The sequence below is a fragment of the Streptomyces sp. LARHCF249 genome, assembly GCF_052871255.1.
The window spans coordinates 62444-81722 of record NZ_JBIXJQ010000002.1; the positions used below are offsets into that span (position 1 = coordinate 62444).

The window sequence follows — 19279 nt, forward strand, 5'->3', positions numbered from 1 at the left end:
ACTGTCATGAATTCGGTACAACACCCTCCGTACCCACCACATGGCGGAGCGTTGCGTTCCGCTCGCGCCGTCGACGCGCCCTCCCTCCTGCTGCCGTGCGCCCTGAGCTGCGGGCGATCCGATCTCCCCGCCCGCTCCCCGCAACGGGCGAATGTGCGGGATCATGGCGGCATGACCGAGGTGTCCTCCCTCACAGGGCGGCTGCTCGTGGCCACCCCCCGCCTCGCGGACCCGAACTTCGACCGCGCGGTGGTGCTCCTGCTCGACCACGACGAGCAGGGCTCGCTCGGCGTGGTCCTGAACCGGCCGACCCCGGTGGACGTCGGCGACATCCTGCTGCCCTGGGCGCCCTTGGCCGGCGAGCCCGGCGTGGTCTTCCAGGGCGGTCCCGTCGCCCTGGACTCGGCCCTGGGGGTGGCGGTCATCCCCGGCGAGGAGGGCCCGCTCGGCTGGCGCCGGGTGCACGGGGCGATCGGGCTCGTCGACCTGGAGGCCCCGCCGGAACTGCTCGCGGCGGCCCTGGGCTCCCTGCGCATCTTCGCCGGCTACTCGGGCTGGGGCCCGGGCCAGCTGGAGGACGAGGTGGGCGACGGCGCCTGGTACGTCGTGGAGTCGGAGCCCGGCGACGTGTCCTTCCCGGACCCCGAGCGGCTCTGGCGGGCGGTCCTGCGCCGCCAGCGCAGCGACCTCGCGATGGTGGCCACCTATCCGGACGACCCGTCGCTCAACTGACCACCGCGGCGTTCAGTACCCTGGTTTTTATGAGCACTCTTGAGCCCGAGCGCGGGACTGGTACGGGGACCCTCGTAGAGCCGACGCCGCAGGTGTCCCACGGCGACGGCGACCACGAGCGCTTCGCCCACTACGTCCAGAAGGACAAGATCATGGCGAGCGCGCTCGACGGGACCCCCGTCGTCGCGCTCTGCGGCAAGGTCTGGGTGCCGGGCCGGGACCCGAAGAAGTACCCGGTCTGCCCCATGTGCAAGGAGATCTACGAGTCCATGGGCCCCGGCGGGGACAAGGACAAGGGCGGCAAGGGCGGCAAGGACAGCTAGTCCGGCCCTCCCGCAGCAGGCCAGGCCCCCGGGGTGCGCATCGGCGCACCCCGGGGGCCTTCGGCGTGAAGCGGTCTCCGGGAAGCGGGGCGGAAACGCACCCCGCTTCCCGGAGACCGCTTAGGGTCGGCGCGACGAGCACCCTGCGGAACCGGCGTTGCGCAGGGCGCAACAGGCTGCTGCGAAGGGCTGACGCATGGACCTGATCCCCGTACCCCGGGCTGCCGTCTTCGACGAGGGCGCGCGCCGCTACGCGTTCGGGCCCGAGCCGGTGCTCGCCGTCGGACCGGGCGCCGAGGGGGCCGCGCGCCTGCTGCGCCGCGAACTCGGCGCGGCCACCGGCTGGAGCCTGCCGGCCGCCGGGCCGGGCGCGGCCGCAGCGATACGGCTGGGGGTCGGCCCGCTCGACCCGCTCGGCCTGATCGGCCCGGAGTCCGGGCCGGGGGAGGGGCTCGGCCGCGAGGCGTACTCGCTCTCCGTCGGCGCGACCGGCGTCGAGCTGACCGGTGCGAGCGAGGCCGGGCTGTTCTGGGGCGTCCAGACGCTGCGTCAGCTGCTGGGGCCGGACGTGTACCGCAAGGCCCCGCTGCCCGGCCGCGCCTGGAGCCTGCCGTACGTACGGATCGCGGACGCCCCCCGGTTCGGGTGGCGCGGGCTGATGCTCGACGTCGCCCGGCACTTCATGCCCAAGGACACCGTCCTGCGGTACATCGACCTGCTCACCGCGCACAAGCTCAACGTGCTCCACCTGCACCTGACGGACGACCAGGGCTGGCGCGTGGAGATCAAGCGCTACCCGCGCCTCACCGGGGTCGGCGCGTGGCGGGCGCGCAGCCGCTGGGGCCACCGGGCATCGCCGCTGTGGAACGAGACCCCGCACGGCGGTTACTACACCCAGGACGACATCCGCGAGATCGTCGCCTACGCCGCCGAGCGGCACGTCCGGGTGGTCCCGGAGATCGACGTACCGGGCCACTCGCAGGCCGCGATCGCCGCGTACCCGGAACTGGGCAACACGGACGTGGTCGACACCGAGGCGCTGGAGGTGTGGGACGACTGGGGGATCAACGAGAACGTGCTCGCGCCGACCGAGGCCGTACTGCGGTTCTACGAGGGGGTCTTCGAGGAACTGCTCGAGCTCTTCCCCGCCGCGGTCTCGCCCTTCGTCCACGTGGGCGGCGACGAGTGCCCCAAGGCGCAGTGGAAGGCCTCGAAGGTCGCCCAGGAGCGGATCCGGGAGCTCGGCGTGGACGGGGAGGACGGGCTCCAGTCCTGGTTCATCCGGCACTTCGACACCTGGCTCGCCGAGCGGGGGCGGCGGCTGATCGGATGGGACGAGATCCTGGAGGGCGGGCTCGCACCGGGCGCGGCCGTCTCCTCGTGGCGGGGGTATGCGGGCGGGATCGCCGCCGCCGAGGCCGGGCACGACGTGGTGATGTGCCCCGAGCAGCACGTGTACCTGGACTACCGTCAGGCGCCGGGCGAGCAGGAGCCGATGCCGATCTCGTACGTCCGGACGCTGGAGGACGTCTACCGGTTCGAGCCCGTCCCGGCCGGGCTGTCCGCGGAGGCCGCCGCCCACGTGCTCGGCGCCCAGGCCAACGTGTGGACCGAGGTGATGGAGAACCAGGACCGCGTCGACTATCAGGTGTTCCCGCGGCTGGCGGCCTTCGCCGAGGTGGTGTGGTCCTGGCAGCCCGCGCCGCGGGAGCGCGACTTCGCGGGGTTCGAGGCGCGGATGGCGGCGCACTACGCGCGGCTGGACGCCCTCGGCGTCGGATACCGGCCACCGGCCGGCCCCCTGCCGTGGCAGCGCCGCCCCGGGGTGCTCGGGCGCCCGAAGGACGGGACGCCCCCGAACGTGTGACAACCAGAACCGGAACTCTGGCCGGATTTCCGGCGATACGGGGAAAAACGGTCAGTAGGCGGATCTGTACGGGTCCCGGCGGTGCGGCCGGTCGTGCCGCGATGGGGGAGCTCCGGCCGGGGGGCGCCCCCGCCGACCCTCGCGCCGGGCGTCGGGGAAGATGTGCCAGAGTTGCCACCTCCCGGCGGTGAGCACGTACCGTACGGCGGACAGGCGTGAGCGCCGGGACCGGGACATCGGGAAGGGGCAGCTGGGTTGACCACGCACGCACCGCAGGCGGCGCAGTCCGTGACGCTGCCGGCCTCGCTCGACGAGGCCGTGGCGGCACTCACCGCCATGCCCGCCGCCGTGCCCGTCGCGGGCGGCACCGACCTCATGGCCGCCGTCAACGCCGGGCAGCTGCGGCCCGCCGCACTGGTGGGCCTGGGGCGGATCAACGAGATCCGCGGCTGGCAGTACCAGGACGGCCACGCGCTGCTCGGCGCGGGACTCACCCACGCGCGGATGGGACGGCCGGATTTCGCCGCTCTGATCCCCGCGCTGGCGGCCGCCGCGCGCGCCGCCGGGCCCCCGCAGATCCGCAACGCCGGCACCCTCGGCGGCAACATCGCCTCCGCCGCGCCCACGGGCGACGCACTGCCCGTGCTGGCCGCCCTGGAGGCCGTCCTCGTCATCGTCGGCCCGGCCGGATCGCGCGAGATCCCCGTGTCGCACCTGCTGGCCGGCCGCGAGATGCTGCGGCCCGGCGAGCTGATCGGCTTCGTCAGGGTGCCGCTGCTGCACGCCCCGCAGGTGTTCCTCAAGGCCACGGGGCGCACGGGACCGGGGCGCGCGGTGGCGTCCGTGGGGCTGGTACTGGATCCCGCGCGCCGGGGTGTGCGCTGCGCGATCGGGGCGGTCGCCCCGATGCCGCTGCGCCCGCTGGAGGCCGAGCAGTGGGTGGCCTCGCTGATCGACTGGGACGGGGAGCGGAACCTGGCTCCCGAGGCACTGGAGGCCTTCGGCGAGTACGTCGCCGCAGCCTGCGTGCCCGACCAGGGGGAACCGGTGGCCCCCGGTGTACTGCATCTGCGGCGGACGGTGGCCGTGCTGGCGCGCAGGGCCCTGGGGAGGGCGCTGAGCTCATGAGCGGGAACGAGAACGAGAACGTGACCCAGGGGAACGGTACGGCGAGCTGGGGCTGGGAGCCGGTGCCGCAGGGCGGCGAGTACGACTCCGACGCGACGGCCTTCGTGAAACTGCCGCAGGACATGCTGGACGCGCTGGGGACCGGGGAGCCCCTGGCGGCGCCCGGGCACGGGTACGTGCCGCCGCCGATGATCGTGCCGCTCGGCTCGGCCAGCACCGATCCGGCGGCCACGGGCACGTGGACGATCCCGGTGCAGTGGCCGGAGGCGGGCGCGTCGGCCCCGGCCGCCCCGGCTCCGGTCGGCGGGCCGATTCCGGCGTCGATCCCGATTCCGGCATCGGTGGCCGCGGCGTTCGCCGAGGGGGAGCCGGAGGCGGAGCGCGCGCCCGCTCCCCGGCAGGAACCGGACGCGGGGGCGACGGCGGAGTGGCGCTTCCCGGACGAGGCCTCGTCGACCGGGCAGTGGGCCGCCGACTGGAGCCAGGCCCCGGCGACGCTGCCGGGCGGCGCCGCGGCGCCGTGGGCCGACCACCCCGACTACGCGGCTCAGCAGCCGGAGCCCGGCACCCTGCCGGGAACGGACGACGCCGTGGCCTCGGCGGCCGCCGAGCGGCTGCTCGGCGGGCCCGGGGTCGGCTCGGTGCCGCGGCGCGGACCGCGCGTGCTGGGCGGACCGGGAGTCGGCACCCCGCTCCCCGACGCGGGCGAGCCGGTGCACCCGGCCCCGCACGACATCGAGGCCGCGCACGGTCCGGCGGCGATGCCGGTCGAGGAGGAGCGGCCGCATCCGGTGGCTTCCGGCGGGCTGGACATGTTCGGCGGAGTGCGGGGCGGGGCGGATGCCGGGCGCGGGGCCGGGGCCGAAGTCGAGGCCGAGGCTGAGCTCGGGGTGGTTTCCGAGGCGTCCGAGGCGGAGGCCGGGCCCGCGGCCGCGGTTGAGGCGGAGGCGGAGGCGTTCGCGGAGCAGTCCGCGGAGGCGTTCGCAGAGCAGTCCGCGGAGGCGTTCGCGGAGCCCGGCGGTACGGACGGGCACGGTTTTGCCGCGGTCGTCCCTGGACCGGCCGGGATTCCGGGTGGGTCCGCGCCGATCGGGGACACCGCCGACATCGCTGTGGCACCGCCGACCGAGGACACCTCCGAAGGTTTCCCGACCGGGGTGCCGACGTACGAGGAAGAAACGGCGGCAGCCGGGGCCGTCGCCCATCACGAGCACCCGCAGGCGTCGTACGTCCTGCGCGTCAACGGGGCCGACCGCCCCGTCACCAGTGCCTGGATCGGCGAGTCCCTGCTCTACGTGCTGCGCGAGCGCCTCGGCCTCGCCGGCGCCAAGGACGGCTGCTCGCAGGGCGAATGCGGCGCCTGCGCCGTGAAGGTCGACGGCCGGCTCGTCGCCTCCTGCCTGGTGCCGGCAGCGACGGCCGCCGGGAGCGAGGTCCGTACCGTCGAGGGGCTCGCGACGGGCGGGGAACTCTCGGACGTGCAGCAGGCGTTGTGCAGGTCGGGTGCGGTGCAATGCGGGTTCTGCGTGCCCGGCATGGCCATGACCATCCACGACCTGCTGGAGGGCAATCACGCCCCCAGCGAGCTGGAGACGCGGCAGGCCCTGTGCGGGAACCTCTGCCGCTGCTCCGGATACGCGGGGGTCATCGACGCCGTGCGCGAGGTCGTGGCCGGGCGCGAGGCGGCGGCCGAGGGGGCTCAGGCTTCGGCTCAGGCTTCGGGGGCGCGCATTCCGCATCAGGCAGCGCCCGGCGAGGGCGGCATCCACCACGGAGGCACGGCGTGAGCGGGCAGGACGCGGCGACGGCGACGACAACGGTGAACACCACGGTCACGGCCCTGGCGGCGGAGGCCGGCGCCACGGCCGCCGAACAGCGGGCACCGAGCGGAATCGGAGCATCCGTACCGGCCGCCGACACCCGCGCCAAGAGCGCGGGCACCTTCCCCTACGCCGCCGACCTGTGGGCCGAGGGCCTCCTGTGGGCCGCCGTGCTGCGCTCCCCGCACGCCCACGCCCGGATCCTCTCCATCGACACCTCGGCCGCCGCCGAGATGCCCGGCGTGCGCGCCGTCGTCACCCACGCCGACGTCCCCGGCGCCACCACGCACGGCCGCCGGATCGCCGACCGGCCGGTCTTCGCGCACGACGTCGTACGCCACCACGGCGAGCCCATCGCCGCCGTCGCGGCCGACCACCCGGACACCGCCCGGCTCGCCGCGGCCGCGATCGCCGTCGAGTACGAGCTCCTCGACCCGGTCACCGACCCCGAGCAGTCCTTCGGCGCCCCCGCCCTGCACCCCGACGGCAACCTGATCCGGCACATCCCGCTCCGCTACGGCGATCCGGAGGCCACCGGCGAGGTCGTCGTCGAGGGCCTGTACCGGATCGGCCGCCAGGACCCCGCGCCCATCGGCGCCGAGGCCGGGCTGGCCGTGCCGCGCCCCGACGGCGGCGTCGAGCTGTACACCGCCTCCACCGACCCGCACACCGACCGCGACCTGGCGGCCGCCTGCTTCGGCCTCGAACCGGACCGCGTGCGGGTCGTCGTCACCGGCGTGCCGGGCGCGACGGCCGACCGCGAGGACGCGGCGTTCCAGCTCCCCCTCGGCCTCCTCGCCCTGCGCACGGGCTGCCCGGTCAAGCTGGCCGCCACCCGCGAGGAGTCCTTCCTCGGCCACACCCACCGGCACCCGACCCTGCTGCGCTACCGCCACCACGCGGACGCGGAGGGCCGGCTGGTCAAGGTCGAGGCGCAGATCCTGATGGACGCGGGCGCGTACGCCGACGCGTCCTCCGAGTCCCTGGCGGCGGCGGTGGCCTTCGCCTGCGGCCCGTACGTCGTCCCGCACGCCTTCGTGGAGGGCTGGGCGGTACGCACCAACAACCCGCCGTCGGGCCACGTGCGCGGCGAGGGTGCGATGCAGGTGTGCGCGGCGTACGAGGGCCAGATGGACAAGCTGGCGGCCGCCCTCGGCATCGACGGCGCGGAACTGCGCCTGCGCAACGTACTGGCGACGGGAGACCTCCTCCCCACCGGCCAGACGGTGACCTGCCCGGCGCCGGTGGCCGAACTCGTGCGCGCCGTACGGGACTTCGAGCTGCCCGCCCTGCCGAAGGACACCCCCGAGGACGAGTGGCTGCTGCCCGGCGGCCCGGAGGGCGCGGGCGAGCCGGGCGCGGTGCGGCGCGGGGTCGGGTACGGCGTCGGCATGGTGCACATGCTGGGCGCTGAGGGCGCCGACGAGGTCTCCACGGCCACGGTGAAGGTGGTGGACGGCGCCGCGACCGTCATCTGTGCGGCGGTCGACACCGGCCAGGGCTTCGCGACCCTCGCCCGTCAGATCGTCCAGGAGGTCCTGGGCGTCGACGAGGTGACGATGGCCCCGGTCGACACGGACCAGCCGCCGGCGGGCCCGTCGGCGCACGGCCGCCACACGTGGGTGTCGGGCGGCGCGGTCGAACGCGCGGCGAAGATGGTCCGCACGCAGCTCCTCCAGCCGATGGCCCACAAGCTCGGCATGTCCACGGAACTCCTGCAGATCGCGGATGGCCGGATCACGTCGTACGACGGCGCGTTCTCCACGACGGTCGCGGAGGCCATAGAAGGCAAGGAGCTCTGGGCGACGGCCCAGTGCCGCCCCCACCCGACGGAGCCCCTGGACGCGGACGGCCAGGGCGACGCCTTCGTGGGCCTCGCCTTCTGCGCGATCCGCGCGGTGGTGGACGTGGACATCGAACTGGGCTCGGTACGGGTCGTGGAGCTGGCCGTCGCCCAGGACGTGGGCCGCATCCTCAACCCCCGCCAGCTGGAAGCCCGTATCGAGGCGGGCGTCACCCAGGGCGTGGGCGCGGCGCTCACGGAGAACCTCCGCACGGTCTCCGGCCTGGTCCGCCACCCCGACCTGACGGGCTACGCCCTGCCGACCGCCCTGGACGCCCCGGTGGTCCGCATCGTCAAACTGGTCGAGGAACGGGACGTGGTGGCGCCCTTCGGCGCGAAGGCGGCGAGCGCGATCCCGGTGGTGACGGCGCCCGCGGCGGTGGCCTCGGCGGTCCGTTCGGCCACGGGCCGCCCGGTGAACAGGCTCCCGATCCGGCCATCGGCGGCGGTCGCCGCGCCCAACTCGTGACCGTGTGACCCGCATTGCACCTGCAACCTCGGAGTTGGGGCTGTCGGTGCTGGTCGCTACAGTGACGGGTGAGGTTGCGCACGCGCGCGTGCGAACGGGGACGGGGAGTCGGGGAGGCCAGCGTGGCAGTGGAGAGTGAGCCGGGTCTGTTCGGGCAGGGCCTTACGGCGGGGCTGGCGGACGCGATCAGGGCGCAGGCGGCGGCGCTGTCGGTCGAGTACGACACCATGAAGGAGTACAAGAGCCTGGTGGACGGCCTCCTGACGTCGTTGGAGGACTCCCAGGCGGACCACGGAAAGCTGGCCCACGGCACACTCCCGGCGGGTGCGCTGGGCACGGGCTTCCCGGAGGCCGAGGACCTCTTCAGGTCGTACAACACCGTCCACGCGGAGCTGCAGAAGCTGTCGAAGGGGCTGGCGGGGCAGATCGAGGCCCTGGGCATCGCGATCCTGACGGCGGGCAAGGGCTTCGGCGATGTGGACGAGGAGACCAAGCGGCGCATGGCGGCCATCGCCAAGGAAGCCCAGGAGAACTACGTCAAAACGCGGGACCCGTATGCGGACCAGCCGGCCGGTGACCCGCCGCCGAACGACCCGGGTACGAACGGCGGCACGAGGCGGCGGGGCGCTGATATCTGATGGGAACGAACTTCGAGGGTTACTCGCACGCGCAGCTGGCCGCGATGGTCGCCTCACTCGACCCCAAGACGGTGTCGCAGCGGGGCACGCAGCTGACCGACGCCGCCAAGGCGATCAAGGAGATCGGCCAGAAGCTCAAGGACCACAAGGTCAAGGGCTGGGAGGGCGAAGCGGCGACCGCCTTCCAGGAGTGGGTCAACCGGGCGGGCAGCGCGACGCTGGTCCTGGCCGACTTCAGCGCCACGGGCGGCCACTGGATGACCTTGGCGGCCCAGACCATGTCCGAGATCCACATGCCCAAGTACGACGCGGGCGCGGAGGCCGCGCTCAAGGAGAACCTCGAGATCTCGCGGAAGTACCACAACGACCCGGACGCGAAGCAGCTGGGCCAGGAGGCGTGGTCGAAGCTGAGCGGGGACCATGCGCGGGCGGTGGATGCGCTGACGAAGCTGTCGCAGTCGTACAGCTTGTCGAAGACGGAGATGGACAAGGCGACGATTCCGACGTTTCCGGCACCGCCGCTTGTGTTCGTGCCGGACAGGGCGTACGGCGAAGTCGACAGGGCCCGCCCGGGTGGAAGTTCCGGAGTGGAGAGCTACTCGGGAAGCTCCTCATATGCATCGTCGGCACCCGGCGCCAGTGGTACTGCAAGCGAAACGGGCTGGGTTCCCGGGCACCAGGCGAAGCCGGACAGCACCCTTCCGCCGACAGCTCCCGTGGTGGTGACGCCGGACCGCGACGTGGACGTGGACCTCGATACCGTCACTACGCTCCCGAACCCGACCCTGCCTCCGGTAACGACGCCGCCTGTTAGCCCGCTGCCAACAGGCCCCACTGGGCCCGTCCCCGTCGCTATCGTCCCGCCTCTGGCTACGCCCCCGGTCGGCGGCATGAAGACGATCCCCGGCATTGGCCCCGTTGGCCTCCCGCCCGGAGGCCCGGTCCCGGGTACGAGCGGGCCTCTCGGCAAGCTCGGTCTGCCTCCGCGTGACACCGGCATCATGGGCGGCCGCCCGGTGACCTCCACCGGCCCCAGCTCGGGCATCCCGCGCGGCACCGTCATCGGCACCGAAGCCGGGCATGCGGGCCGTCCCGTGAACGGCATGATGGGCGGCGGCCTGGGCGGTGCCCATGGCGGCGTGGGAGGACCCGCCGGGGGCCGGCGGCTGGCTACGGAGCCGGGAGGTATCGTCGGCGGGCGCCAGCCTGCGGCGGCCGGTCGCGCGACGCCGTTCACGCCGGGCGGCTCGGGCCTCGTGCGGAACACCGCTGGTGGCATCGGCGCGGGTGCGAGTACTCCGGGCAGCCGACGCGATGACCAGAGGGGCGAACGCCCCGACTACCTGGCCGAGGACGAAGAGACCTGGCAGGGCAACCGTCGTGTTGTCCCGCCGGTGATCGACTGAGCAGAACGGACGTTGTACGGGATGCGCATGCGTAAGACGACCTCGGCCCTGGTCGGTCTTCTGCTGGCCGGGGTCGCCGCGACCCCGGCCCACGCGGAGACGATTCGATCGCAGCAATGGCATCTCGACGCCATGAAGGCCGACGACATCTGGAAGATCAACACAGGCAAGGGGATCACCGTTGCGGTGATTGATTCGGGCGTCGACCGCATCCCGGAGCTTGAGGGGCAGGTCCTCCCTGGCGCGGCGTTCCCTGTTGGCTCTGCCGAGGGAGGCAGAGACAACGATTACGACGGTCACGGCACCGGTATTGCTGCGATGATCGCCGCTACCGGAAAGCACCCCAGTGGTGACGGCGCCTACGGGCTTGCACCCGGCGCGAAGATCCTGCCGATCCGGGTGCCCGATGTACTCGAGCCGGCGAAGGCCCCATCCATGGTCGCCGCCATTCGATATGCGGCAGACTCGGACGCCAAGATCATCAACATTTCCAAGGCGATTGACGGCAAGCCTGAGGACGATAGGGACCGCGCTGAAGCCGTCAAGTATGCGCTTTCCAAGGGGAAGCTGATCTTCGCCAGTGCAGGCAATTACGGGAACAGGACGATCATGTACCCGGCCGCAACTCCCGGAGTCGTGGGTGTCGCAGCAGTAGACGCCCAAGGGGAGCCGACCAAGGAGTCGCAGCAGGGTGCCTTCATCGACATGGCGGCCCCCGGTATCGACATCGTGACGGCCTGCAAAGGCAAGACGGGGCTGTGCACGACCCACGGCACCAGCGATGCGTCCGCCCTGGCCTCCGCCTCCGCCGCCCTCCTCTGGTCCGCGCACCCCGACTGGACCAACAACCAGGTGCTCCGTGTCCTCCTGAACACCGCCGGCAAGCCCGCCGACGGCTCGGAGCGCAACGACTTCGTCGGCTACGGCGTGGTCCGCCCCCGCGTCGCCGTGCCCACCCCCGGCGACCCCGGCCCGGCGAACGAGTTCCCGCTGCCCGATCTGGCCGCAGCCGAGGCCGCGGCCAAGTCGCCCTCCGCCTCCGCGGACGGCAAGGCCCCCGACGCGGCGGCGCCGTCCCAGCCGGCGGCCCAGGCCGAGGAGAAGAAGGAGGGCAGCCTCCTTCCCTGGATCGGACTCGGGCTGGGAGCCTGCCTGCTGATCGGCGGGGCCGTCACGGTCGTCGTCGTACGCCGCAACCGCTGACCGCAGACCGCTGACCGCTGACCCGACCTGACAAGGGAGTTCACGCGATGTCGTTCGACGAGGAATGGTCGGCGGCACGCGCCACGGCCGCCGCCAACGTCTCCATGCGGCTGAACCAGGTCCCGGTCGATCCGGGCGGCGGCGGGGGCGGCGACCTCGACCTCAACCAGGACCACATCGGCGCCATCGGCTCCGAGGCGTACAAGCTGCACTCCCGGCTGCAGACGGACGGCAAGCACGCCGCGACCTCCACAGCCGAGGCCGCGGGCGCGCTCACGAAGGAGAACTTCGCCAGCGGCGCGGCGCTGCTCAAGGCGAACACCCTCTGGGAGAGCCAGGTGAAGACCCTCGTGGCCGCCTGCGCGAACATCTCCAACGGGCTGAACTACTCGCTCTCCTCCCACGCCAAGGACGAGGAGCAACTCCGCGCCGACTTCACCACGTCCGCGCTCACCTCTTACCTCAAGTAGGCGCCCGCATGCTGACGTACGAGAACGTGATGAACGCCCCGCTGGACAAGCTCCAGACGGCCGTCACCGACTGGAAGGCGATGGTCGACAAGCTCGACGAACTCGCCGAGGCGGCCCGCAACGGCATGAAGACGAAAGCCGACAAGGCGGAGTGGAGCGGGGTCACCGCCGGAGTGGGTCGCGAGTTCGTCGCCAAGACGGCCAAGGAGTTCGAGGACGCCGCCAAAGAGGCCAAGGGCGTGCACCAGGTTCTCGCCGACGGGCATGCCACCATCACCGCGGTCCAGGCCGAGATCAAGAAGCTGGCCGAGGAGGCACCGGCCGCCGGCTTCCGTATCGACGCGGTCGGACGGGTCACCGCCATCCCGCTGCCCGACGCGAAGGACCAGTACGCGGCGCAGCACGATCCCGACTACCAGGCGACCGTCGGCAAGAACCGGAGCCTGTGGCAGCAACGGGTCAACCGAGCCGTCGAACACGCCCAGGATGCTGATGAGTCCCTGGTGCGGGTGCTCCAGATCAATGTGGCCGACGGCCACAACTTCAGCGAGCCGCGTTACACCACCCTTGACGCAGAGCAGGTGGATCGTGCCGTCGACCTGATGAAGAAGGTCACGGGCGAAGGGGGCACCGCACGTAATCCCGAGGCTCTGCGCGAGCTGGAGAATCTGCTCGACGACAACCGCGACGACCCCGAGTTCGCGACGAGCTTCTACCGCAGGCTGGGCCCCGATGGCACTCTTCAGGCCTACGCGACACTCTCGCTGGACGCGACGGGTCTGGGGTTGCCGGGCGCAGACCGGGCCTTCCGGGTCGGCAACATCCAGAGCGACATGGGCGCGATGCTCGGTCTCGCCACGCACAAGGACGTACCGAACCACCTCGACGCGGCCTGGACGACCGGACTGATGAAGGCCGGCCGCAAGGAGATGGACGTCACCGGCGGGGTGACGAAGATCTACGGCTACCAGGCCCTTGGCGCGCTGATCCGGGAGGGAAAGTACGACACGGAGTTCCTGACCTCGGTCGGCCGCGACATGATCGCCATGGACCGCAAGAACCCGAAGGCCTGGGAGTACACCACCCCGCTCAGCATGGACATGGTCCTCAACCAGGGGGAGGGCGGCGGCCGCGGGTTCTACCCCCTGACCGGGCTCATGGAGGCGTTCGCCAATAACCCGGACGCATCGACGGCCTTCTTCAACGAGCCGGTCCGCGAGGACAGCAACGGCGACGGCATCGTCACGAAGGACGACAAGCCGGTCAAGGGGCAGCACGGCCAGGAGCGGGGCATGGTCGACTACATGCTCGACAAGCAGCCGCACATGGACAGCTTCGACATCACGAAGACCGGGGATCTCCACCCGGCGCAGCAGGCGGTGGGCGACGCGCTCATGGCTGCCGTCTCCCACCGCAGCCCGGGTGACGAGGACTCCCCGCCGGTGCCGCACAGCGCGGAGATGAAGGCCGTCATGGAACGAGTCGTCGAGAAGATCGGCGACAAGTGGGAGCTGGTCGTGGGAGAGCCGGGCAAGGGCGAGGGCCCGTTGAAGGGTCTGTCCGGCCACTTCGGGCAGATGGCAGCGGAGTACATGCCGGATATTCAAGCCGCTGCCGATGACAACAGCGGCATGATCAAGGCGAATGGCGTGATGGCCGAGTTCGACAAAACGAACATGGCATATTTCATCGGGGCGGTGGGTCAGGATCCGGACGCATACGGTGCGATCACGACTGCCCAGAGGACGTTCACCACGGCATTGGTCTCCGATGTCTTCAATCATCGGAGCGAATACGAGAACGTCGGCGCCGCTATCGTGAGTGCAGTGCATCCGGGTGGCGAGATCGCCGGGATCCTGTCCCAAGCTCGTGCTGAGGGAGTGTTTGGAGAGAACGCCCACAAGCAGGAGGAGTACGTCAAAGGCGTCGAGGACAACGCAAAATGGGTCAATCGAGGTATCAGTGCCGCCGGCGGTAAGTATCTGGAGATGCTCCCACTCGCGGGTGACGTCGTCGAATGGCTCCAGGAGGACATCACCGAGAGTGTGGTCGAGGGGGCAAAGGAGGACGCCGCCAAAAAGGTGGAGGGCAGTAATCAGGAGGCTGTAAAGGACTTCGTGAAAGCCCAGGAAGGGGCGTCCCAGTCCGCCTCTGATTCGGTGCGTATTGCCGCGGAGAGGCTTGGTCTGTCCGAGCGTACGTTCGGTTCCTATCGGGGTGTGGCTTCCGCTGAGACGGCGAACGCGTTCACGGTCGGCAGGGGTCTGGTGGCCACGATGAACGGCAGCTCCTGATGGTTGGGCGAAGCGGCGCTCTGGCAGCCGTCATGACAGCTTTGGTGCTCGTGACGGGTTGTTCCAAGGGGGCGCCTTCAGTCAGTCCGGAACTCCCGTCGTCCACCTGCTTCGGGGCGTTCACTCCGGCCGAACTCTCGCCATTCATGGGCACCGGAAAGGAAGTTCGAGTCTCCTCGCCAGTCGATATCCGACTGACTGCGGATCGAACTCGTGAGAGCTGCCATATCGATGTGGACGGCAAGAATCGATTCGTCGCGAGCGCCCATCGGCAGCCGGTGGGGAGTGGACACAGCTGGCCTCCCCTGCTCGCTGATAAGAAACCTGAGCCGCTTCCCTTCGTGAAAGACGGAAAGCTCTGGGATGACGGTGCAGCCGTCTTCCTCACGTGTGAGGGTCCTGCGGAGTCCTTCGAGCTCGAACTGTGGGTGACCGGGGTCGTGGACGGGGTTAAGCCGGACGAACGGCGCCCCAAGTTCACCGCCCTGATGGAGAAGTACCTGGAGTTCGCGAAGCAGCAGACCCGATGCGGCATGTAGGGCCCGAACACCGCGAAGGCCGCTCAGGAGGGTCCTGAGCGGCCTTTCGGGGAAGCCGTGACCGGAATCGAACCGGCGTAACTCGCTTTGCAGGCGAGTCCCTCAACCACTCGGGCACACGGCTGTGGGTGGTGATGGGCACGACCGTACGGGGGGCGGCGGGCCGGGGGGAAGGGGGGCGCGGGGGGTGCAATGTGACTGCCATGCCGCGTTCACAGTCCACGGGTCCTAGGTCCCGGGGACGAGGTGGGGTCCGTCCAATTGACAGGGGCCAAATCCCGGCACGCCCCTTACTCTGGGGCGATGAGTGCCCTTGAACCCCGTGTGCCCCGGATAGCCGAGCCGATCCCGCCTGCCCAGCAGGGCGGGATTCTCGGGGCCGCGTACCGGACGCTCAGCATCGGGATCATCTCCGTCGTCTTTCTGATCGCCTTCGAGGCCACCGCCGTGGGCACGGCCATGCCCGTCGCCGCGCGGGAGCTGGACGGGATCGGGCTCTACGCCTTCGGCTTCTCCGCCTACTTCACGACCAGCCTCTTCGGCATGGTCCTGTCCGGGCAGTGGGCCGACCGGCAGGGGCCGTTGCGGCCGGTGACCGCCGGGATCGCGGCCTTCGGTGCGGGGCTGGTGGTCTCCGGGACCGCCGGTGCCATGTGGGTGTTCGTCATCGGCCGGGCCGTGCAGGGGTTCGGCGGCGGGCTGGTCATCGTCGCCCTGTACGTCGTCGTCAGCCGCGCCTACGAGGACCGGCTGCGGCCCGCGATCATGGCGGCCTTCGCCGCGAGCTGGGTGGTCCCGTCCATCGTCGGCCCGCTGGCCGCCGGGACCGTGACCGAACACCTGGGCTGGCGGTGGGTGTTCCTCGGGATCCCGGTCCTCGTCGTCGTCCCCCTCGCCGTCGCCCTGCCGGCGATACGCAGGACCGCCTCCGGACCGGTGGATCCCGACGCGCCGCCCGTAGCCTTCGACCGGCGGCGGATCCGGCTGGCCTTCGGCATCTCGCTCGGCGCCGGGCTGCTCCAGTACGCCGCCCAGGACCTCCGGTGGCTCTCGCTGCTCCCGGCGCTGGCCGGAGTGGCGCTGCTGGTGCCCGCCGTGCTGGGCCTGCTGCCGCGCGGGACCTACCTGGCGCGGCGCGGGCTGCCGTCCGTGGTGCTGCTGCGCGGGGTCGCGGCGGGGTCGTTCATCGCGGCGGAGAGCTTCGTCCCGCTGATGCTGGTGACCCAGAGGGGGCTGAGCCCGACCCTGGCAGGGTTCTCGCTGGCGCTGGGCGGGCTGACGTGGGCGGGCGGCTCCTGGGTCCAGTCGAAGGGGCGGATGGCTCCGTACCGGCAACGGCTGATGGTGGGCGGGATGGTGATGGTGGCCGTCGCCATCGCCGCGGCGCCCGCCGTGCTGATCGAGTCCGTGCCGGTGTGGACGCTGGCGCTGGCCTGGGCGCTGGGGTGCCTGGGGATGGGGCTGGTGATCGGCTCCACGAGTGTGCTGCTGCTGAAGCTGTCGGCGCCGGACGAGGCGGGCGCCAATTCCGCGGCGCTGCAGATTTCGGACGCGCTCGCGAACGTGGTGCTGCTGGCCGCCGGCGGTGCGGCGTTCGCCGCGCTGGGCGGGGGCGCGGTGGGCGCCTCGCACGCCCTCACGGAAGGCGCGGGGGCCTCGCACCCGGTCGCCTTCGTGGTGGTCTTCCTGCCCATGGCCTGCGTGGCGCTGGCGGGTGCGTGGGTCGCGACCCGGCTGGAGCCCGCCGCGGGTGAGCGCCGCAATCCGTGAGCGCCGCAGTCGCAGTTCGCAAGCGCCGAACCCGGGTGCGCCGTGACCAACCGCCGCGCTAGCTTCGCCTCATGAACGAGCTGATCATCCGGCTGTCCGGCGCCGAGCGCGCAGAGCTTGCCGACCTTGCCGACGCTGCTGGGCAGCGGCCCGAGGAGGCCGCACTGGAAGCCGTACGGGCACATCTGCGCGCCGAGCGGCAGCGGGTCGGGGAAGCCGCCGAGCGCCTCGCCGGGCAGCATGCCGGACTGCTGAAGCGGCTCGGCGCATGACCCGCCACCTCACCCTGGCCGAGGTCCTCGACCTCGCCCGGCACGCCTGCCTCGCCCGGGACCAGCCCGTCGAGCTGCGCGCCCCCGGGCTGCTCGAGTCGGCCGTGCACCGGCCGCGGGCAAGGATGTTCGGGACGCCGGCCTACGAGGACCCTTACGAGCAGGCCGCCGCGCTGCTCCACGGCGTCGCGACGAACCACCCGCTGGTCGACGGGAACAAGCGCACGGCCTGGCTCGCCGCCGCCACCTTCCTCGCCGTGAACGGAATCGATCTCGGCGACGCCGACCAGGACCTGGCGTACGACCTGGTCATCGACGTGGCGTCGGGGCACGAGGGGGACGTCGGGCGGATCGCCGGGCGGTTGCGGTCCCTGCACGAGGCGGTGTGACGCTCGCCGCACCGCCCGAGGTCACGGGCCTGTCCCTCCGCGAGGGGCGGGCCCGTCCCGGTAAGGTGGCCCGGTTGTCCTACGTACGACTGCCGAGAGCGACGAACCGGAGACCGTGACTACTACCGCCTCCCACCACCTCTCACCCGCCTTCCCCGGCCGTGCCCCCTGGGGCACCGCGGGCAAACTGCGCGCCTGGCAGCAGGCGGCGCTGGACCGCTACATCCAGAACCAGCCGCGGGACTTCCTCGCGGTCGCCACCCCCGGCGCAGGCAAGACCACCTTCGCGCTCACCCTCGCCTCCTGGCTGCTGCACCACCACATCGTCCAGCAGGTCACCGTGGTCGCGCCGACCGAGCACCTGAAGAAGCAGTGGGCCGAAGCAGCGGCGCGGATAGGCATCCGGCTGGACCCGGAGTACTCCGCCGGGCCGCTGAGCAAGGACTACCACGGGGTGGCCGTCACCTATGCCGGTGTCGGCGTGCGCCCGATGCTGCACCGCAACCGCTGCGAGCAGCGCAAGACCCTGGTGATCCTCGACGAGATCCACCACGCGGGCGACTCGAAGTCCTGGGGCGAGGCCTGCCTGGAGGCCTTCGACCCGGCGACCCGGCGCCTGGCCCTGACCGGAACGCCCTTCCGGTCCGACACCAACCCCATCCCCTTCGTCGCGTACGAGGAGGGGAACGACGGGATCCGGCGGTCCTCCGCCGACTACACCTACGGCTACGGGAACGCGCTGGGAGACGGGGTCGTCCGGCCCGTCATCTTCCTCTCCTACAGCGGCAACATGCGCTGGCGGACGAAGGCGGGCGACGAGATCGCCGCCCGGCTCGGCGAGCCGATGACCAAGGACGCCATCTCGCAGGCCTGGCGCACGGCGCTCGACCCGCGCGGCGACTGGATGCCGAACGTGCTGCGCGCCGCCGACCAGCGGCTGACCGAGGTCAGGAAGGGCATCCCGGACGCGGGCGGCCTGGTCATCGCCTCCGACCAGGACTCGGCGCGCGCGTACGCCAAGCTGCTGCGGGAGATCACGGGCAGCAAGGCGACCGTCGTGCTGTCCGACGACACCGGCGCATCGAAGCGGATCGACGAGTTCAGCGCCGACGGCAGCCGCTGGATGGTCGCGGTCCGGATGGTGTCCGAGGGCGTCGACGTACCCCGGCTCGCGGTCGGGGTGTACGCCACCACCATCTCGACGCCGCTGTTCTTCGCCCAGGCCGTCGGGCGCTTCGTGCGATCGCGCAGACGTGGCGAGACCGCGTCCGTGTTCCTTCCGACCATCCCCTACCTGCTCGGCTTCGCGAACGAGATGGAGGTCGAGCGCGACCACGTCCTCGACAAGCCGAAGAAGCAGGGCGAGGAGGACCCGTACGCCGAGTCCGAGAAGGAGATGGACGAGGCGAACCGGCAGGAGGACGAGGACACCGGCGAGGACGAGCAGATGTCCTTCGAGGCGCTCGAGTCCGACGCCGTCTTCGACCGGGTGCTGTACGACGGCGCCGAATTCGGCATGCAGGCGCACCCGGGCAGCGAGGAGGAGCAGGACTACCTCGGCATCCCCGGGCTGCTCGAGCCGGACCAGGTGCAGATGCTGCTGCAGAAGCGGCAGTCGCGGCAGATCGCGCACAGCCGGCGCAAGCCGGACGCGGAGGCGGACCTGCTGGAGCTGCCGGCCGAGAGGCGGCCCGTGGTCTCGCACAAGGAACTGCTGGAGCTGCGCAAGTCGCTGAACACGATGGTGGGCGCGTACGTCCACCAGAGCGGCAAGCCGCACGGGGTCATCCACACGGAGCTGCGCCGGGTGTGCGGCGGGCCGCCGAGCGCGGAGGCGACGGCGGGGCAGCTGCGCGAGCGGATCAAGAAGGTGCAGGAGTGGGCCACCCGGATGCGGTGAGGTGACCCCCGGCCACGACGGGGACGGGCCCGTGCGCAGGCGCGCACGGGCCCGTTCGCGTGTACGGACCTGCGCGGTGGGACGGCGGCGCTAGGCGGTGCCGGTGCCGGCGACGTCCCGCCCTCGGCGGTGGGGGACAGGGAGAAGCGGGAGGCGGGAGCGTCCGTGCCGAACTTCATCCGAACCTTGAGGTCGAAGACCTCGTCCTTTCCATGC

General features: G+C 71.7%; 16 protein-coding genes and 1 tRNA gene. 16 read left to right on the forward strand and 1 reads right to left on the reverse strand.

Going from position 1 to position 19279, the window contains the following annotated elements; translation table 11 throughout:
* Positions 1-171 precede the first annotated feature (171 nt).
* The 12 genes from ACIPUC_RS05080 (at position 172) to ACIPUC_RS05135 (ending at position 14732) form a co-directional block, all read left to right on the forward strand.
* A complete protein-coding gene (locus tag ACIPUC_RS05080) occupies positions 172-732 on the forward strand; it encodes a YqgE/AlgH family protein (protein ID WP_446586840.1) in 561 nt (186 codons plus the stop codon).
* Positions 733-761: 29 nt separating this feature from the next.
* A complete protein-coding gene (locus ACIPUC_RS05085) occupies positions 762-1055 on the forward strand; it encodes a DUF3039 domain-containing protein (RefSeq protein ID WP_446586841.1) in 294 nt (97 codons plus the stop codon).
* A 196-nt stretch (positions 1056-1251) separates the two neighbouring features.
* On the forward strand, positions 1252-2922 hold the full coding sequence (locus ACIPUC_RS05090) for a beta-N-acetylhexosaminidase (protein ID WP_446586842.1): 1671 nt from the start codon (positions 1252-1254) through the stop codon (positions 2920-2922).
* Between the two features lie 255 nt (positions 2923-3177).
* A complete protein-coding gene (locus ACIPUC_RS05095) occupies positions 3178-4050 on the forward strand; it encodes an FAD binding domain-containing protein (protein ID WP_446586843.1) in 873 nt (290 codons plus the stop codon).
* The gene (locus ACIPUC_RS05100; protein ID WP_446586844.1) at positions 4047-5837 is read left to right on the forward strand and encodes a 2Fe-2S iron-sulfur cluster-binding protein; all 1791 of its coding nucleotides are present in this window, start codon (positions 4047-4049) and stop codon (positions 5835-5837) included. The genes ACIPUC_RS05095 and ACIPUC_RS05100 overlap by 4 nt, the downstream gene beginning before the upstream one ends.
* Positions 5838-5890: 53 nt before the next feature.
* Positions 5891-8182: a xanthine dehydrogenase family protein molybdopterin-binding subunit gene (locus tag ACIPUC_RS05105; RefSeq protein WP_446587605.1), complete on the forward strand. Its 2292-nt coding sequence runs from the start codon at positions 5891-5893 to the stop codon at positions 8180-8182.
* A 122-nt stretch (positions 8183-8304) separates the two neighbouring features.
* Positions 8305-8820, forward strand: coding sequence for a hypothetical protein (locus ACIPUC_RS05110; protein WP_446586845.1), 516 nt, complete (start codon positions 8305-8307; stop codon positions 8818-8820).
* Positions 8820-10226: a WXG100 family type VII secretion target gene (locus ACIPUC_RS05115; RefSeq protein ID WP_446586846.1), complete on the forward strand. Its 1407-nt coding sequence runs from the start codon at positions 8820-8822 to the stop codon at positions 10224-10226. Before ACIPUC_RS05110 ends, ACIPUC_RS05115 begins: the two co-directional genes overlap by 1 nt.
* Positions 10227-10253: 27 nt before the next feature.
* A complete protein-coding gene (gene mycP / locus ACIPUC_RS05120) occupies positions 10254-11429 on the forward strand; it encodes a type VII secretion-associated serine protease mycosin (RefSeq protein ID WP_446586847.1) in 1176 nt (391 codons plus the stop codon).
* Positions 11430-11476: 47 nt separating this feature from the next.
* Positions 11477-11899, forward strand: coding sequence for a hypothetical protein (locus ACIPUC_RS05125; protein ID WP_446586848.1), 423 nt, complete (start codon positions 11477-11479; stop codon positions 11897-11899).
* An 8-nt stretch (positions 11900-11907) separates the two neighbouring features.
* Positions 11908-14193 (forward strand): hypothetical protein, encoded by a 2286-nt coding sequence (locus tag ACIPUC_RS05130; RefSeq protein ID WP_446586849.1) that lies wholly within the window; start codon positions 11908-11910, stop codon positions 14191-14193.
* Positions 14194-14426: 233 nt separating this feature from the next.
* Positions 14427-14732, forward strand: coding sequence for a hypothetical protein (locus tag ACIPUC_RS05135; RefSeq protein ID WP_446586850.1), 306 nt, complete (start codon positions 14427-14429; stop codon positions 14730-14732).
* A gap of 52 nt (positions 14733-14784) precedes the next feature.
* Here ACIPUC_RS05135 and ACIPUC_RS05140 read toward each other — a convergent pair.
* Positions 14785-14856: transfer RNA gene (locus ACIPUC_RS05140), tRNA-Cys, on the reverse strand.
* A 179-nt stretch (positions 14857-15035) separates the two neighbouring features.
* Between ACIPUC_RS05140 and ACIPUC_RS05145 the strand changes: the two genes are divergently transcribed.
* The 4 genes from ACIPUC_RS05145 (at position 15036) to ACIPUC_RS05160 (ending at position 19063) form a co-directional block, all read left to right on the forward strand.
* Entirely contained in the window at positions 15036-16502 is a 1467-nt protein-coding gene (locus ACIPUC_RS05145) for an MFS transporter (RefSeq protein ID WP_446586851.1), read from the forward strand.
* Between the two features lie 71 nt (positions 16503-16573).
* Positions 16574-16774: a hypothetical protein gene (locus ACIPUC_RS05150; protein ID WP_446586852.1), complete on the forward strand. Its 201-nt coding sequence runs from the start codon at positions 16574-16576 to the stop codon at positions 16772-16774.
* The gene (locus ACIPUC_RS05155) at positions 16771-17163 is read left to right on the forward strand and encodes a type II toxin-antitoxin system death-on-curing family toxin (RefSeq protein ID WP_446586853.1); all 393 of its coding nucleotides are present in this window, start codon (positions 16771-16773) and stop codon (positions 17161-17163) included. The genes ACIPUC_RS05150 and ACIPUC_RS05155 overlap by 4 nt, the downstream gene beginning before the upstream one ends.
* A gap of 115 nt (positions 17164-17278) precedes the next feature.
* Complete coding sequence (locus ACIPUC_RS05160; RefSeq protein ID WP_446586854.1) at positions 17279-19063, forward strand: DEAD/DEAH box helicase; 1785 nt, start codon at positions 17279-17281, stop codon at positions 19061-19063.
* The last annotated feature ends 216 nt before the right edge of the window (positions 19064-19279 follow it).